This is a genomic window from Micromonospora sp. DT63 (genome assembly GCF_049841615.1).
Classification (GTDB): domain Bacteria; phylum Actinomycetota; class Actinomycetes; order Mycobacteriales; family Micromonosporaceae; genus Micromonospora.
In genome coordinates, this window is the sequence record NZ_JBNCKQ010000005.1 from 533,017 (window position 1) to 549,378 (window position 16,362).

Consider the following 16,362-nt stretch of genomic DNA (forward strand, 5'->3'; position numbering starts at 1 on the left):
GTGCCGGGCCGGCTCGTCGCCCGTCTCGCCGCCGCCGCGCTGCGGCTGCCCGCCGTGCGTCCCGTCCCGGTGCGGGTCACCCGCGACATCCCGGTCCGGGCGCGTGACGGCGTCGTGCTGCGGACCGACCACTACGCCCCGGGGGACCGGTCCGCGCCGACCGTGCTGATCCGCACCCCGTACGGGCGGGGCGGGCCGTTGCGGCTGCTCGGCCGGTTGCTCGCGGCGCGCGGTCGACACGCGGTGATCCAGTCCTGCCGGGGCACCGGCGGCTCCGGTGGCACGTTCGCGCCGCTGGTGCACGAGCGCGACGACGGGGTGGACACCCTCAACTGGCTGCGCCGCCAGCCCTGGTGGTCCGGGGCGCTCGGCATGTTCGGCGTCAGCTACCAGGGCTTCGCCCAGTGGGCGCTGGCCGCCGACGCCGGCGAGGACCTGCATGCGATGGTCGCGGTGGTGACCGCGTCGTCCACCCGGGACTCGACGTACGCGGGGGAGTCGTTCGCCCTGGACACCGTGCTCACCTGGGCCGAGCTGCTGCACGCCCAGACCGTGCCGAGGCTGGCCCGCCAGTGGGAACTCAAGCGCGGGCAGCCCCGCCTGGCGGCCGCGCTGGACCACCTGCCGCTGGCCGGAGCGGACCGGGTCGCCACCGGCGTCACGATTCCCTTCTTCCAGGAGTGGCTGCGCCACCACGATCCCGACGCCGCGTACTGGAAGAACCGGGTCTTCGCCGACCGGGTGGCCCGGGTGCGCGCACCCGTGGTCATGGTCACCGGCTGGCACGACATCTTCCTGCCCGCCCAGCTCGACGACCACGCCACCCTGCGCGCCGCGGGCGCCCGGCCGCGGCTGGTGATCGGCCCGTGGACGCACGGCAGCCCCGGCCTCTTCGTCGCCGCGCTGCGCGAGGGGCTGATCTGGCTGGACGAGCACCTGGCCGGGTCCGCCGCCGACGGGCGGCCGCCCACCGAGGGGTCCGGCGAGGCGCCGGTCCGGCTGCACGTGGGCGGTGCCGACGGCGGCTGGCGGGACCTGCCGGACTGGCCACCACCGGCCACCGACACCCCGTGGCACCTGCACCCCGGCGGCGAGCTGGCGACCCGCCCGCCGAGCCCCTCGGCGCCGGACGAGTTCCGGTATGACCCGGCCGACCCCACCCCGTCGCTCGGTGGCCCCCTGTTGGTCGCCAAGCGGGCCGGCCCGGTGGACAACCGGCACGTCGAGGCCCGACCCGACGTCCTGACGTACACCAGCGCTCCGCTCACCGAAGCGGTCGAGGTGATCGGCGCCGTACGCGCGGAGATCCACGTCCGTAGCGAGCTCGCGTACCTGGACGTCTACGTCCGACTGTGCGATGTGGACCGGTGTGGGCGCTCGGTCAACGTGTGCGACGGACTGGTCCGGGTCGCGCCCGGACGGTTCGCCGCCGACGGGTCCGGGGCGCTGCGGGTGTCGGTGCCGCTCTGGCCGACCGCGTACCGGTTCGCGGCCGGGCACCGACTACGCGTTCAGGTCGCCGGCGGCGCCCACCCGCGCTGGGCGCGCAACCCGGGCAGCGGCGAACCCCTCGGCACGGCCGTGACGCTGCGTGCCGGCTGGCGGCAGGTCCTGCATGATCCGGCGCACCCCTCGGCGCTGTGGCTGCCGATCGTCTACACTGCCCCGCGCAGCATCTGAAACGAACAGACCCCCTCTGAGCTGGGCATTCATATTTTTTGCGGGCTATGGTTGGGTCAACGCCCGGCGCCGTGCACCAGTAGGCCGGGCTCGCCTGAAGCCCAGCACCGCGTACGCGGTGTGACGTCGTGCCCGGCCCCCGTGAATTGGAAGGGGGGCCCCATGACCCGGGCTCCGGCGAACCTGTTGGCCGTCCGAAGTCTCCTTCTCACCCACCTCAACGTCGACCCGAAAACCGTCCGCGACGCCGACCTGGAACCGGCGGAGGTCGGCATCGTCGGCGACCCGGCCCACCGGGGCGGCTACCACTGCGGATCGGACCGGGTGGTGACCAACGACTACTCCGTGGTGGAGTCGTCGCGGGATCGCAAAGGCCTGACCCTCGACGCGGCGGCGCTCGACGTCGGCGGCTTCTCGGTCCGTTCCGGCGGACGTACGCACACCCTGCCCAGCTTCTCGCTCTGGTGTGTGGGCCAGTGCGCCGCGAACGCTGCGGACACCCGGGACATCCGCGAGATCATCTACAGCCCCGACGGCACGACGGTGAAGCGGTGGGACCGCCTGGGCAAGCGCACCAGCGGCGACAGCTCGCACCGCTGGCACACCCACTTCAGCTTCTTCCGCGACGCCATCAAGGCCGGTCGCGACCAGCGGCCACTGTTCCGCCGCTACCTGACCAGCATCGGCCTCATCGAGGTCGCCCCGACCCCACCCATGGAGGACCCAGAGATGGAACTCAGCGACCGACTCAAGCGGGACACGGGCCGCCCGCAGCGCACCGTCGACGACGTCCTGGCGGACCTGTCGAACCTGCGGAATTGGCTCGTGTCCGCGCCGAACTCGCCGGGCGTGGTCGATGGACCGGCGCCGAACTCTCCGCTGGCCGCGCTCCTCGCCGCCGCCGGGCGGCCGGCGGTCGACGTGCCGGCGCTCGCCACGGAGGTGCTCCGGGTGCTCACCCCGCAGGCCATCGCCGACGCGATCCCGTCGAGCCTCGCCAAGGAGGTCGCCGACGAGCTGGCCCGCCGGCTCGTCGCCTGAGTCGGAGGCGGCCCGTCCCCACCGGGCCGCCTCTCTTCGGGGGCATCCGCAACGGCTGTTGAGCAATAGCGGTTGCGCAATAGCTGTTGCGGATGTGATGCTGGGTCTCGTGGAGAACCCCGACGTACGCCTGGTCACCGACTCGCGAGTCCTGGCCGCCATGGCCCACCCCCTGCGCCGCCGACTGATGGACGTGCTCAAGGTGCACGGCCCGTCGACCGTCGGGCTGCTCGCCGAGCGCACCGACCAGGCCCCCGCCAACGTCAGCCACCACCTCAAGGTGCTCGCCGCCGCCGACCTCGTCACCGAGGCTCCCGAGCTGGCCCGGGACCGCCGCGAACGGTGGTGGCAGCTCGTCAGCCGGGGAGTGCGCTGGTCCACCACCGACTTCGACGCCGACCCGGCGGCCCGGGCCGTCGCCGACGCCGCCACCTCACTCAACCTGGACCGGCACGTCGCGCTGGCCCGTGCCTGGCACGCCAGCGACGAGTCGGCGCAGGCCGCCTGGGCCGACGCGCCGTTCTCGACGGACAAGTGGCTGCACCTCACGCCCGAGGAACTGGACGAGCTGAGCCGCGAGATGATCGGCCTGCTGGATCGCTGGGCCGCCCGGCCACTGCCCGACGACGGCCGCGAACGGCAACCCGTGTTCGTGTTCGTCCACGGCGTACCGGCCCGGCCGTGACCGCGGCCACCCGCACCGATCCGAGCCCGGTCCGACCGGCCGGCGGGCTGCTGCGGCACCGCGACTTCCGCCTGCTCTGGGCCGGGCAGACGGTCAGCAGCATCGGCAGCAACGTCACCACCGTCGCGCTGCCCCTGGTGGCGGTCGCCGTGCTCGACGCCGGCACCTTCCAGGTGGCGGTCCTCACCGCCGCGGCCTGGCTGCCCTGGCTGCTGATCGGCCTCCCGGCCGGCGCGTGGGTGGACCGGCTGCCACGCCGGCCCCTGATGGTCATCTGCGACCTGCTCTGCGCCCTGGCCTTCCTCAGCGTGCCGGTGGCCGCCGCCCTGGGCCGCCTCACCGTCGCGCAGTTGCTGCTGGTGGCGCTCGGCGCCGGCACCGCGCGGGTCTTCTTCGAGACCGCCGACCAGGTCTACCTGACGGTGCTGCTGCGGCCCGAGCAACTGCCCGAGGGAAACGCGAAACTACAGGCCACCCAGACCGTGAGCTACGTCGTCGGGCCCGGCATCGCGGGCCTGATCGCCCAGGTCACCGGGGCGGTCGCCGCGTTGCTGCTGGACGCGCTCACGTTCCTGTTCTCGGCGGTCCTCCTGTTGCGCATCCGCACCGCCGAGCCGCGCCCCGACCGGCCGGACCGGTCCCGCTCGCTGCGGCGGGACATCGGCGAGGGACTGCGCTTCGTCATTCGCGACCCGTACCTGCGGGTGCTGACGGTCTTCGGCGCGGCCAGCAACATCGGTCTGACCGGCTACCAGGCGGTCCTGGTGGTGTTCCTGGTGCGTGAACTGCGGCTCGCACCCGGCCTGGTGGGCGTGCTGGTCGGCGTGATGAGCGTCGGGGGAATCATCGGCGCGCTGCTCGCCACCGCCCTGGCCCGCCGGTGTGGCACCGCGCGCGCCATGCTGATCGGGGCAGCGCTCACCGGCCCGCCCGCCCTGCTCATCCCGCTGGCCGCACCCGGCGTCGGGCTGGTGTGGCCGGCCCTCGGTGGCGTGCTGATCGGCCTCGGAGTGGCCATCGGCAACGTGGTCAAGGGCGCGTTCCGGCAGACGTACACGCCGCACCACCTGCTCGGCCGCGTGACGGTGAGCATGCACCTGCTCAACTTCGGTGCCATCCCGCTGGCGGCCGTGCTGGCCGGAGCCCTCGGCGCCCGCTACGGCGTCGGCACGGCAATCGGCGTGATGACCGCCTGGTTGGCGATCACCCCGCTGATCCTGCTGGTTGGACCGCTCCGGTGGCGGCGGGACCTGCCCGCCGCCCCGGCAGCGTCTTGAGTGCACTGCGACGGCGGCCGGGAACCGACCGCCGTCACCGGCACGGAGCTACATCGGGCGGACGTTGTCCGCCTGCGGGCCCTTCTGCCCCTGGGTCACCTCGAACTCGACCTTCTGGCCCTCGTTGAGCTCCCGGTAACCGCTCGTCGCGATGGCGGAGTAGTGGACGAACACGTCCGGCCCTCCACCATCCTGCTCGATGAAGCCGAAGCCCTTTTCCGAGTTGAACCACTTAACCGTGCCGGTTGCCATGCATCTCTCCCTGTTCAAAGCGGCGGACCACCGGCCCGTGGCCGATGGTCGCCCGTACCTGTTCGACAGTAACGGGCGAAACCCCGATCTGCCGGCCGAAGTGCCGTAGGTGTTTACTCGAACTCAGATGAACTCTGTGCGCGCCGGCACGCGAAAGCCGCCCCGACCACCCTCCGCTACGGCATGCTTGCGGCGATGAGGGGTGCCGCAGCCACCGCGCTGTCCGAGCTGGAGCGCGAGATCGACGCGCCCGGAACCGGCCTGGACCGGCTCCACCTGGTGCCCACCCCGTTCGTCCCGGAGGTGCGGCTGCACCTCGCCGAGGACGCGATCGTCTGGTGGGCCCGGATGGAGGCGCTCGCCGGTCACGCTCTGCCACCGCCGTTCTGGGCCTCCGCCTGGGCCGGCGGCCAGGCCCTGGCCCGACATCTGCTGGACCACCCGGAGCTGGCCGCCGGACGCCGCGTCCTCGACCTCGCCGCCGGCTCGGGTCTGGTGGCCATCGCCGCCGCGCTGGCCGGCGCCGCCGACGTCGTCGCCAACGACATCGACCCGTACGCCGTGGCGGCCATCACCGTCAACGCGCGCGCCAACCGGGTCACCGTCGACGCCAGCGGGGACGACCTGCTCGACAACGTCGGCGTCGACGCGGACCTGGTGGTCGCCGGGGACGTCTTCTACAGCCGCCCGATGGCCGAGAGGATGCTGCCGTTCCTACGACGGGCCGTCGCCTCCGGCGCGGAGGTGCTCATCGGGGACCCCGGCCGGGAGCACCTGCCCGAGGACGGGCTGCGGCTGCTGACCGACTATCCGGTGCCCACCACCGAGCCGTCGGTGGACTCGTCGCTGCGCCGGGTGCAGGTGCTGCGACCCGCGTGACGCGCGGGTCCCTCAGGGGCGACCCCGAGGCCGATACCAGGGGACCCTGGGGGCTGCGACCTGATGTCCACCGTGGTCCGGCGGCCATAGCGTACGAGGCATGACGCAATGGCTGGCCCAGGTCGGAGAACTGCCCATCCTCGTGCTGATGGGCGCGCTCGGGCTGGTCATGCTCTTCGACGCCGTACCGTTGCTGGGTGTGCTGATCCCCGGCGACGTGGCAATCCTGGCCGCCGTCGGGGTGGGCCGCCCGGCCACCGGGCTGGCCACCTTCGCCGCGGTGCTGGCCGGCTGCCTGGCCGGCTGGTCGCTGAGTTTCCTGGTCGGTCGCCGCTACGCCGAACGGCTGCGCCACAGCCGGATCGGGAGCTGGATCGGTGAGGCGCGCTGGAGCGCGGCGGAGGGAATCCTCAACCACGGCGGTGGCCGGATGATGGTTGTCGCGCCGTTCCTGCCGGTGTTCAACGCGCTGCTGCCGCTGGCCGCCGGCGGGCTGCGGATGTCGTACCGCCGGTTCCTCGGCTGCGCGACCCTCGGCGCGGCGGCCTGGGCCGGTCTCTACCTGGCGCTGGGCACCGCGTCGCGATCGCTGGCCGGGCTGCTGCCGGGGGCGCCGAGCCCGCTGCTGGTGACCATGGGGGTGGGGCTGGCGCTGGCGTTCGTCGTGTTGGTGGGGGCGCGGCGGCGGTTCTCCGCTCTTGCTGGTTGAGCCGTGGTTGCGGTGCGGGGGCGGGGGCCTGCCGTGCCCGGCTCCGGGCGGTCAGGCTTGATCCCTGCGCCGGGCACGGCAGGCCCCCGCCCCGTCGTGGGGGCGGTTCGTCCGGTGGTGCCGCGATTCGACTGTGGGTTGGATCTTCAGTGGTGTTCGGTCAGCGTTGGGTGATCATCGCTCGGGGTTACCAGCCTCGGGCTCGCCACTGGGGGAGGGCTGGGCGTTCTGCTCCCAGGGTGCTGTCCTTGCCGTGGCCGGGGTAGAACCAGGTGTCGTCCGGCAGCTGGTCGAACAGCTTGTGCTCGACGTCGTCGATCAGCGCGGCGAAGCGCTGCGGGTCCTTGTCCGTGTTGCCGACGCCGCCGGGGAAAAGGCTGTCGCCGGTGAACAGGTGGGCGGTACCGGCCGGGTCGCGGTAGAGCAGCGCGATCGAACCCGGCGTGTGGCCCTTGATGTGGATGACCTCCAGCGCGCAGTCACCGACCGCCACGGTGTCGCCGTCGGCCAACCGCTCCGCCTCGATCGGCAGCCCCGCCGCGTCGTCGGCGTGCACGAGCGCCCGCGCGCCGGTCTTGGCGACCACCTCCTCCAACGCCACCCAGTGGTCCATGTGCTGGTGTGTGGTCACGACGGCGGCCAGACCGCCGTCGCCGATCAGCTCCAGCAGCCGGGGCGCCTCGTTGGCGGCGTCGATCAACACCTGGTCGCCGGTGCCGGTGCAGCGCAGCAGGTACGCGTTGTTGTCCATCGGGCCCACCGACAGCTTGCTGATGGTGAGCCCGTCCAACTCCCGTACCGCCGGCGGGCCGCCGTGGGTGACATCTCCGCTGTAGGTCATGACGTGTCCAGATCCGTTCCGGTGAAGTAGGCAGGGGTCCGTCGGGGTTGACGGCGAGCGTGGTCCACGCCTCGACCGGCACGGCCGCGAGCGCTCCGGCGGACCGGTGTGCGGTGCGCCGCGGGTCGTCGAGGAGCGCGACAGGCGACCGGCCCGCGCCGGCGTCGGTGCCCGCCGCCCAGGCCGTCGCCGGTACGCGGCGGTCGGGTGGTGGTGTCGTCCGCCGCGCCCTGAGGCGGCAGCGGATCCGTGGTCACGCGTCGACCCTAGCCGCCCCGCGCCGCGCCGTCGTCGCGGAAATCGCTTTCGGCGCGTCGTCGCGCGCCCTACCGTCGGGCTCACAAGCGGCACCGGGACGTCGGACGGAGGTGGTGTTCATGCCGGACGTGACACGCGTGTTCCGCCATCACCAGCTCGACACCGATGAGGATGCCATGACTATCGATCTGACCGCCCTCGGCTGGGACGCCGACCGGGCGACGTACGCCGGCCGGCGCGGCGAGCACCACCCCGGCCGGGTGGCCCGGGTGGACCGGGGGGTCTGCACCGTGCTCACCGCCGCCGGCCCGGTCCGGGCCAGCCTCGGCCCCTCCGTACTGGCCGCCGCCGCCCAGGACCCCTCGGCACTGCCCTGCGCGGGGGACTGGGTGCTGCTCACGCACTGGCCGGACCGCCGGATCACCGTGGCGGCCGTGCTGCCCCGGCGGGCCGCGCTGATCCGCCGTACCGCCGGCAAGGACGCCAGCGGCCAGGTGCTGGCCGCCAACCTCGACGCCGCCGCCGTGGTGGAGCCGGTGCACCCGGAGCCGGACGTCGGCCGCATCGAGCGGCTGCTCTCCCTGGTCCACGAGTCCGGGGCCCGGCCGCTCGTGGTGCTGACGAAGGCCGACCTCGCGGCCGACCCGGATGCGCTGGCCCGCCAGCTCGCCGTGATCGCCCCCGGTGTGCCGGTGCTGCCGGTCAGCGCCGAGCGCGGCACCGGGCTGGACCCGCTGCGCGCCGAGGTCGCGCCGGGTCGCACGCTGGGGCTGCTCGGGCCGTCCGGCGCGGGCAAGTCGAGCCTGGTCAACGCGCTCGCCGGCGCGGTGATGATGCCGACGCAGGCGATCCGTCGGGTCGACGGCAAGGGCCGGCACACCACCACCTGGCGGGCCCTGGTGCCGATCCCGAACGGGGGCGCCGTGATCGACACACCCGGCGTGCGGGCGGTCGGCCTGCTCGACGGCGTGGCCGGGCTGGACCGGGCGTTCGCCGACATCGCGGGGCTGGCCGAGGGCTGTCGGTACGCCGACTGTCGGCACGACGGTGAACCGGCCTGCGCGGTCCACGACGCGTTGCGGACCGGCGAGCTGTCCACGCGCCGGTGGGAGAGCTGGCGGCGTCTGCAGTCGGAGGTCACCCACGAGAGCCGGCGGCGTGAGGCGCGGCTGGCCGCCGAGCGGCGCGGCGGGTGGCGTTCGGCGCGGCGCAGGGCGGCCCGGCCGCCGTCGCCCGGCGGGTACTGACGGAGGCTCGAGCGTGGTGCGGCCGACCGGGCTGAGCTGGGGGAATGTGCGGGCGGGGGAAACTGTCACACCTCGGGGCTAGAGTTGCCGAGGCGTGTTTTCCGCGCCCGCACGACCGCTCGAATCCACCCAGAGCGGGACAGATCCTTCGCTTCGTCTTCTCCCGGGAGTACACGCACTGTGGCCGACCGACTGATCATCCGTGGCGCGCGCGAGCACAACCTGCGTGACGTCAGTCTCGACCTGCCCCGGGACGCTCTCATCGTGTTCACCGGGCTGTCCGGGTCGGGCAAGTCGAGCCTGGCCTTCGACACGATCTTCGCCGAGGGGCAGCGGCGCTACGTGGAGTCGCTCTCCTCGTACGCCCGGCAGTTCCTCGGCCAGATGGACAAGCCCGACGTCGACTTCATCGAGGGCCTGAGCCCGGCCGTCTCGATCGACCAGAAGTCCACCTCGCGCAACCCGCGCTCGACAGTCGGCACCATCACCGAGGTCTACGACTACCTGCGCCTGCTCTTCGCCCGCATCGGTGAGCCGCACTGCCCGGTCTGCGGCGAGCGGATCTCCCGGCAGAGCCCGCAGCAGATCGTCGACCGGGTCCTCGCCATGGCCGAGGGCACCAAGTTCATGGTGCTCGCGCCGGTGATCCGCGGTCGCAAGGGCGAGTACGTCGACCTCTTCGCCGAGCTGCAGGCCAAGGGCTACGCCCGCGCCCGCGTCGACGGCGTGGTGCACCCGCTGACCGAGCCGCCGAAGCTCAAGAAGCAGGAGAAGCACACCATCGAGGTGGTGATCGACCGGCTCACCGTCAAGCCGAGCGCCAAGCAGCGGCTGACCGACTCGGTCGAGGCCGCCCTGGGCCTGTCCAGCGGCCTCGTGCTGCTCGACTTCGTCGACCTGCCGGAGGACGACCCGGACCGGGAGCGCCGCTACTCCGAGCACCTGGCCTGCCCCAACGACCACCCGCTGGCCATCGAGGATCTCGAGCCCCGGGTCTTCTCCTTCAACGCGCCGTACGGCGCCTGCCCGGAGTGCACCGGCCTGGGCACCAAGAAGGAGGTCGACCCGGAGCTGCTGGTCCCCGACCCGGAGCGCAGCCTGCGCGAGGGCGCCATCCAGCCCTGGTCCACCGGGCACAACCTGGAATACTTCCTGCGCCTGTTGGAGGCGCTCGGCGAGGCCCAGCACTTCGACGTCGACACCCCGTGGCGGGCGTTGCCGGCGCGGGCGCAGAAGACGATCCTGCACGGCTCCGACGACCAGGTGCACGTGCGCTACCGCAACAAGTACGGTCGCGAGCGCTCCTACTACACCGGCTTCGAGGGCGTGGTGCAGTGGATCGAGCGCCGGCACTCGGACACCGAGTCCGAGTGGTCCCGCGACAAGTACGAGGGCTACATGCGCGACGTGCCGTGCGCGGCCTGCGGCGGCGCACGGCTCAAGCCCGAGGTGCTCGCCGTCACCCTCGCCGGTAAGAGCATCGCCGAGGTCTGCAACCTGTCGGTGGGGGAGTGCGCCGACCTGCTCGCCGGCATCGAGCTGACCGACCGGCAGAAGATGATCGCCGAGCGCGTCCTCAAGGAGATCAACGCCCGGCTGCGGTTCCTGCTCGACGTCGGCCTGGACTACCTCTCGCTGGACCGGCCGGCCGGCACGCTCTCCGGCGGCGAGGCGCAGCGCATCCGGTTGGCCACCCAGATCGGCTCCGGCCTGGTCGGCGTGCTCTACGTGCTCGACGAGCCGTCGATCGGGTTGCACCAGCGCGACAACCACCGGCTGATCGAGACCCTGATCCGGCTGCGCGGTCTGGGCAACACGCTGATCGTGGTGGAGCACGACGAGGACACCATCCGCGTCGCCGACTGGATCGTCGACATCGGGCCCGGCGCCGGCGAGCACGGCGGCAAGATCGTGCACAGCGGCTCGGTGCCGGCCCTGCTGAAGAACAAGGAGTCGATCACCGGTGCGTACCTGTCCGGTCGCCGGTCGATCCCGACACCGACGGGCCGCCGCCCGCAGGATCCGGCCCGCGAGCTGGTGGTGCACGGCGCGCGCGAGCACAACCTGCGCAACCTGAGCGTCTCGTTCCCGCTGGGCCAGCTCATCGCGGTCACCGGCGTCAGCGGCTCGGGCAAGTCGACGCTTGTCAACGACATCCTGTACGCCGTGCTGGCCAACCAGATCAACGGCGCCCGGCTGGTGCCCGGCCGGCACACCCGGGTCTCCGGTCTGGAGCACGTCGACAAGGTCGTCGGCGTGGACCAGTCGCCGATCGGCCGGACCCCGCGCTCCAACCCGGCCACCTACACCGGGGTCTGGGACCACGTCCGCAAGCTCTTCGCCGAGACCACCGAGGCCAAGGTCCGTGGGTACGGGCCGGGCCGGTTCTCGTTCAACGTCAAGGGTGGCCGCTGCGAGGCGTGCTCCGGCGACGGCACCATCAAGATCGAGATGAACTTCCTGCCCGACGTGTACGTCCCCTGCGAGGTCTGCAAGGGCGCCCGGTACAACCGGGAGACCCTGGAGGTGCACTACAAGGGCAAGACCGTCTCGGACGTGCTGGAGATGCCGATCGAGGAGGCCGCCGAGTTCTTCTCCGCCATCCCGGCCATCCACCGGCACCTCAAGACGCTCGTTGACGTCGGCCTGGGCTACGTCCGCCTCGGGCAGCCCGCGCCGACCCTCTCCGGTGGTGAGGCGCAGCGGGTCAAGCTGGCCTCCGAGCTGCAGAAGCGCTCCACCGGGCGGACGGTCTACGTGCTCGACGAGCCGACCACCGGCCTGCACTTCGAGGACATCCGCAAGCTGCTGATGGTGCTGGAGGGCCTGGTCGACAAGGGCAACACGGTGATCACCATCGAGCACAACCTCGATGTGATCAAGACGGCCGACTGGCTGATCGACATGGGTCCGGAGGGCGGCCACCGGGGTGGCATGGTGCTCGCCACCGGCACCCCGGAGGAGGTCGCCGAGGTGCCCGAGAGCCACACCGGCCAGTTCCTGCGCCAGGTGCTCAAGCTCGACGGTGAGGCCAAGGGCGCGGCGGCGGCCACCACCCGCGCCGCCAAGGCCAACGGCACCACCAAGACGCGGGCCAGCCGCAAGGTGCCGGCCGGCGCGCGCTGACCTGGGCCGTCCACGGCGGCGTCGGTCCACCCCTGCTCCGGCAGAGCCGGGGGTGGACCGGGCGCGGCTGTGCGTTCGACGCGTCCACCGCCGTGCTCTCGGGGCCGGCGCGGTTTCGACGCGGTCCTCGTCCCTCGTCCCATTTCCCGGGTCGGCACTGTGCCGCCGTGAACCATCCGGCACAGTTGCCCGTGTGCACAGGTGTGGCCGGCTTTCGGACCGGCGCAGTGGGCGAGAGAGAGGCGAGGCATGAGCGACGATCAGGCGCTGACCGATCCGGGTACGCAGACCCGTCGGGCCCTGCTCACCGGTGTCGGGGCCGTCGGCGCGGCAGTCGTCCTGGCGGCCTGCGGCAGTGACGACGACGGCGGTGGCAGCGGTGCCCCCACCAGTGGCGGCCCGGCGGTGCCCAGCACCGGGGACGCCGGTGGCGGTGATCGGCAGAACGCCCAGTCGCTGGCCACCACCGCCGACATTCCGGTCGGCGGCGGCAAGGTCCTCGCCGCCGAGGGCGTGGTGATCACCCAGCCCTCGGCGGGTCAGTTCAAGGGCTTCAGCCCGATCTGTACGCACCAGAACTGCCCGGTGACGAACGTCGACGGCGGCACGATCAACTGCACCTGCCACGGCAGCAAGTTCTCGATCGAGGACGGCTCGGTGAAGGCCGGCCCGGCCACCAAGCCGCTGCCGCCGAAGGACATCAAGGTGACCGGGGACCAGATCTCCCTCGCCTGACCACTCGATCGACTCGCGTTCGGGGAAGTCGGGGAGTCCGGCGCCCGTCGACGCCCTGACTTCCCCGCACGCCGAGTTGATCTAGCGCTGGGCGTGGTGTGTCGGGGGCGCGGACTAGGCTTGTCGACGTGGCTGACCCCTCGACCTACCGTCCCGCACCCGGCACCATCCCGGAGTCACCGGGGGTCTACCGCTTCCGCGACGGCACCGGCCGGGTGATCTACGTCGGCAAGGCGAAAAACCTGCGCAGCCGGCTCAACTCCTACTTCGGCGACGTGTGGAACCTGCACGAGCGCACCCGGCAGATGGTCACCACCGCCGAATCGGTGGACTGGATCACCGTCGGCACCGAGGTCGAGGCGCTCCAGCAGGAGTTCACCTGGATCAAGCAGTACGACCCCCGGTTCAACGTCCGCTACCGCGACGACAAGTCGTACCCCTATCTCGCCGTCACCCTCGACGAGGAGTACCCGCGACTCCAGGTGATGCGCGGCGCGAAGCGCAAGGGTGTGCGCTACTTCGGCCCGTACTCGCATGCCTGGGCCATCCGGGAGACCCTCGACCTGCTGCTGCGGGTGTTCCCCGCGCGCACCTGCTCGGCCGGCGTGTTCAAGCGGGCCGGCCAGGTGGGTCGTCCCTGCCTGCTGGGCTACATCGGCAAGTGCTCGGCGCCGTGCGTCGGCACGGTCTCCGCCGACGAGCACCGTGCCATCGTCGACGACTTCTGCGACTTCATGGCCGGGCGCACCGACACCATGGTCCGCAAGATCGAGCGCGAGATGACCGAGGCGAGCGAACATCTGGAGTTCGAGCGGGCCGCCCGGCTGCGCGACGACGTGGCAGCCCTGCGCCGGGCCATGGAGAAGCAGACCGTGGTCCTCGGCGACGGCACCGACGCCGACGTGGTCGCGTTCGCCGACGACCCGCTCGAGGCGGCCGTACAGGTCTTCCACGTCCGCGACGGCCGGGTCCGCGGCCAGCGCGGCTGGGTGGTGGAGAAGACCGAGGACCTGACCACCGGCGACCTCGTGCACCACTTCTGCACCCAGGTGTACGGCGGCGAGCACGGCGAAGCCGACGTACCCCGCGAACTGCTGGTGCCCGAGTTGCCCGCCGACGCCGACGCGCTGGCCGAGTGGCTCAGCAGCCACCGGGGCAGCCGGGTGTCGCTGCGCGTGCCGCAGCGCGGCGACAAGCGCACCCTCATGGAGACGGTGGAGCGCAACGCCAAGGACGCGCTGGCCCGGCACAAGCTCAAGCGAGCCGGCGACCTGACCACCCGGGGCAAGGCGCTGGACGAGATCAGCGAGGCGCTCGACATGCGCACCTCACCGCTGCGCATCGAGTGCTTCGACATCTCCCAGATCCAGGGCACCGACGTGGTCGCCAGCATGGTGGTCTTCGAGGACGGGCTGCCCCGCAAGAGTGAGTACCGGCGGTTCATCGTGCGGGGCGCCACCGACGACCTGTCCGCCATGTCCGAGGTGCTGCGCCGCCGCTTCGCCCGCTACCTCGACGCGCGGGCCGAGACGGGCGAAGTCGGCGTGGAGTCGGCCGACGACCCGACCGCGCCCGGAGGCGCCACCGATCCACAGGTCGGCATCCTGGTCGACCCGACCACCGGCCGGCCGCGGAAATTCGCGTACCCGCCGCAGCTGGTGGTCGTCGACGGCGGCGCCCCGCAGGTCGCGGCGGCCGCCCAGGCCCTGGCCGATCTGGGCATCGACGACGTCGCGCTGTGCGGCCTCGCCAAGCGGCTGGAGGAGGTGTGGCTCCCCGACGACGAGTTCCCGGTCATCCTTCCGCGCACCTCGGAGGGCCTCTACCTGCTGCAACGGGTCCGCGACGAGGCACACCGCTTCGCCATCACGTTCCACCGCCAGCGTCGCTCGAAGCGGATGACCGAGTCGGCGCTGGACAACGTCCCCGGCCTGGGCGAGGTACGCCGCAAGGCGCTGCTGCGGCACTTCGGCTCGCTGAAGCGACTCTCCACGGCGACCGTCGAAGAGATCACCGAAGTGCCCGGGGTGGGCCGCCGCACCGCCGAGGCGATCCTGGCCGCCCTCGACAAGGGCCCAAAGGCCGACGACAGCGCCGAGGCGACCCCCAGCGCGGAGGCGACGCCCAGCGCGGAGGCGACGCCCAGCGCGGAGGCGATCCACAGCGCGGAGGCGATCCACAGCGCGGAGGCGATCCACAGCGCGGAGGCGATCCACAGCGCGGAGGCGACGCCCAGCGCGGAGGCGATCCACAGTGCGGAGGCGACGCCCGGCGCGTAAGCGACCCACAGTGCGGAGGCGACGCCCAGCGCGGGTGCGACCCACAGCGCGGAAGTGACGCCGAGCGCGGAGGCGGTCCACAGCGCGGAGGCGACGCCCAGCGCGTAGCCATCCGCGGCGATCCACGCGGTCCCACCCGATCCATCCGGCTGGCCGTGGTGATCGGCGGGCACAATCCGGCCGGCCCGCATGATCGTGCTCGATCCTGGTTGTAGTGGCTTTGCCCGCGTAGTGAGGGCACTGTTTCCTGGATCGAGCGCGATTATCCGGTTGGGCGTCTTGCCGCCCCGGGTTGATCGACTCGGGTTCGGCGATGTTGGGGTGTCGCGGGCGTCTGGATACCGCGACATCGGTGGAGTCGAGTGGATCAACCCTGGCGGTGTCGACGCCGGGGTCCCCGTTGGGTGGTTTGTCCGGTGCCGGCGGTGGCGTAGTCCCCGGGTCGCCGTGTGACGGGGTGCCGCCCCCGGCGTCGGACACCGCGCACGGGGCGTTTCGGCGGGGATGGTTGTGCTCGATCCTGTGTGTAGTGGCTTTGCCCGCGTCGCGAGGGCCGTGTTTCCCGGATCGAGCGCGATCATCCGGTTGGGCGCAGGGTCCGTGCGGGGGTGATCGACTCGGGTTCGGCGATGTCGGGGTATCCCGGGCGTCCGGATACCGCGACTTCAGCGAAGTCGAGTCGATCAACCACCGCCGGTGATGGATGTCCGTGTTTCCCGGATCGAGCACGATCATCCGGTTGGCCGCAGGTCCGCCAGATCCCGTGCGAGGCGGGTGATCGACTCGGGTTCGGTGATGTCGGGGTATCCCGGGCGTCCGGATACCGCGACATCACCGAAGTCGAGTTGATCACCGGCGGGTGGTGGTGAATGTCCGTTTCCGGTGGGCGGTTTGTACCGTTGCGGCGTGGGCGTCCTGTGGTCGGTGGCACTCCGGCGGCGGAATCGGTGACCCGCCGGGGTCGTTATACCTGGCACGCCGCCGCGACCTTCGAGCTAGCGGCGCACCGCAGCCGCCGGGAACACCCGCCCGGCCGCCACGGTTACACCCCCGCACCGCCAAGCACCACCGCAAGTCCGTGTGACAGCCCGCCGGGAACACCCCGCCGGCCGGCACGGTTACACCCCCGCACGGCCGAGCACCAACCGAACACCCCCCGGGCAAGCCGCGTTGTGGAATGCGTCGCCGGCCCGGGTCGTTGCACCACCTCCGGGACACCCCCCGCGCAGGCCCCCCGCCGGGGCCGCCAGGCCACGTCCCCCCGTGAACTTTCCCGCCCGACACACGCACCCCCGTTCGTGTCGGCGCGTATCCCCCGATGCAGAGGAGCACGCCATCATGCGTACCGATCTG

Annotated in this window: 12 protein-coding genes; 10 read left to right on the plus strand and 2 right to left on the minus strand. The window is 72.2% G+C overall.

What is annotated here, in order from left to right:
• The 4 genes from ACLQ27_RS21510 (at position 1) to ACLQ27_RS21525 (ending at position 4,683) form a co-directional block, all read left to right on the plus strand.
• Positions 1-1,680 carry a CocE/NonD family hydrolase gene (locus ACLQ27_RS21510; protein WP_425868305.1) on the plus strand — a complete coding sequence of 560 codons (1,680 nt, stop codon included), beginning with the start codon at positions 1-3 and terminating at the stop codon, positions 1,678-1,680.
• A 162-nt stretch (positions 1,681-1,842) separates the two neighbouring features.
• Entirely contained in the window at positions 1,843-2,721 is an 879-nt protein-coding gene (locus ACLQ27_RS21515; protein ID WP_425868307.1) for a hypothetical protein, read from the plus strand.
• Between the two features lie 109 nt (positions 2,722-2,830).
• Complete coding sequence (locus ACLQ27_RS21520; RefSeq protein ID WP_357576195.1) at positions 2,831-3,406, plus strand: ArsR/SmtB family transcription factor; 576 nt, start codon at positions 2,831-2,833, stop codon at positions 3,404-3,406.
• The gene (locus ACLQ27_RS21525; RefSeq protein WP_425868309.1) at positions 3,403-4,683 is read left to right on the plus strand and encodes an MFS transporter; all 1,281 of its coding nucleotides are present in this window, start codon (positions 3,403-3,405) and stop codon (positions 4,681-4,683) included. Before ACLQ27_RS21520 ends, ACLQ27_RS21525 begins: the two co-directional genes overlap by 4 nt.
• Positions 4,684-4,731: 48 nt before the next feature.
• Here the strand turns inward: ACLQ27_RS21525 and ACLQ27_RS21530 are convergent, their stop codons facing one another.
• Positions 4,732-4,935 carry a cold-shock protein gene (locus tag ACLQ27_RS21530; RefSeq protein WP_007072071.1) on the minus strand — a complete coding sequence of 68 codons (204 nt, stop codon included), beginning with the start codon at positions 4,933-4,935 and terminating at the stop codon, positions 4,732-4,734.
• 195 nt (positions 4,936-5,130) lie between these two features.
• On the opposite strand from ACLQ27_RS21530, the gene ACLQ27_RS21535 reads away from it, so the two are divergent.
• Together ACLQ27_RS21535 and ACLQ27_RS21540 are read left to right on the plus strand one after the other, a co-directional pair.
• Entirely contained in the window at positions 5,131-5,814 is a 684-nt protein-coding gene (locus ACLQ27_RS21535) for a class I SAM-dependent methyltransferase (RefSeq protein ID WP_308195369.1), read from the plus strand.
• A 100-nt stretch (positions 5,815-5,914) separates the two neighbouring features.
• Entirely contained in the window at positions 5,915-6,523 is a 609-nt protein-coding gene (locus ACLQ27_RS21540; protein ID WP_357498952.1) for a DedA family protein, read from the plus strand.
• 187 nt (positions 6,524-6,710) lie between these two features.
• Here the strand turns inward: ACLQ27_RS21540 and ACLQ27_RS21545 are convergent, their stop codons facing one another.
• Positions 6,711-7,364 carry an MBL fold metallo-hydrolase gene (locus ACLQ27_RS21545; protein ID WP_234584512.1) on the minus strand — a complete coding sequence of 218 codons (654 nt, stop codon included), beginning with the start codon at positions 7,362-7,364 and terminating at the stop codon, positions 6,711-6,713.
• 434 nt (positions 7,365-7,798) lie between these two features.
• Here ACLQ27_RS21545 and rsgA point away from each other — a divergent pair, with 434 nt between their 5' ends.
• The 4 genes from rsgA (at position 7,799) to uvrC (ending at position 15,009) form a co-directional block, all read left to right on the plus strand.
• A complete protein-coding gene (gene rsgA / locus ACLQ27_RS21550) occupies positions 7,799-8,869 on the plus strand; it encodes a ribosome small subunit-dependent GTPase A (protein WP_357498949.1) in 1,071 nt (356 codons plus the stop codon).
• A gap of 180 nt (positions 8,870-9,049) precedes the next feature.
• Complete coding sequence (gene uvrA, locus ACLQ27_RS21555; protein ID WP_357498947.1) at positions 9,050-11,995, plus strand: excinuclease ABC subunit UvrA; 2,946 nt, start codon at positions 9,050-9,052, stop codon at positions 11,993-11,995.
• Between the two features lie 249 nt (positions 11,996-12,244).
• Positions 12,245-12,730: a Rieske (2Fe-2S) protein gene (locus tag ACLQ27_RS21560; RefSeq protein ID WP_234584509.1), complete on the plus strand. Its 486-nt coding sequence runs from the start codon at positions 12,245-12,247 to the stop codon at positions 12,728-12,730.
• A 128-nt stretch (positions 12,731-12,858) separates the two neighbouring features.
• Positions 12,859-15,009 carry an excinuclease ABC subunit UvrC gene (gene uvrC / locus ACLQ27_RS21565; protein WP_425868313.1) on the plus strand — a complete coding sequence of 717 codons (2,151 nt, stop codon included), beginning with the start codon at positions 12,859-12,861 and terminating at the stop codon, positions 15,007-15,009.
• The last annotated feature ends 1,353 nt before the right edge of the window (positions 15,010-16,362 follow it).

Coding starts and splice junctions, on each gene's coding strand:
- ACLQ27_RS21540 (WP_357498952.1), top strand. CDS start 5,915: ATGACGCAATGGCTGGCCCAGGTCGGAGAACTGCCCATCCTCGTGCTG.
- ACLQ27_RS21560 (WP_234584509.1), top strand. CDS start 12,245: ATGAGCGACGATCAGGCGCTGACCGATCCGGGTACGCAGACCCGTCGG.
- ACLQ27_RS21545 (WP_234584512.1), bottom strand. CDS start 7,364: ATGACCTACAGCGGAGATGTCACCCACGGCGGCCCGCCGGCGGTACGG.
- rsgA (WP_357498949.1), top strand. CDS start 7,799: ATGACTATCGATCTGACCGCCCTCGGCTGGGACGCCGACCGGGCGACG.
- ACLQ27_RS21515 (WP_425868307.1), top strand. CDS start 1,843: ATGACCCGGGCTCCGGCGAACCTGTTGGCCGTCCGAAGTCTCCTTCTC.
- ACLQ27_RS21530 (WP_007072071.1), bottom strand. CDS start 4,935: ATGGCAACCGGCACGGTTAAGTGGTTCAACTCGGAAAAGGGCTTCGGC.
- ACLQ27_RS21535 (WP_308195369.1), top strand. CDS start 5,131: ATGAGGGGTGCCGCAGCCACCGCGCTGTCCGAGCTGGAGCGCGAGATC.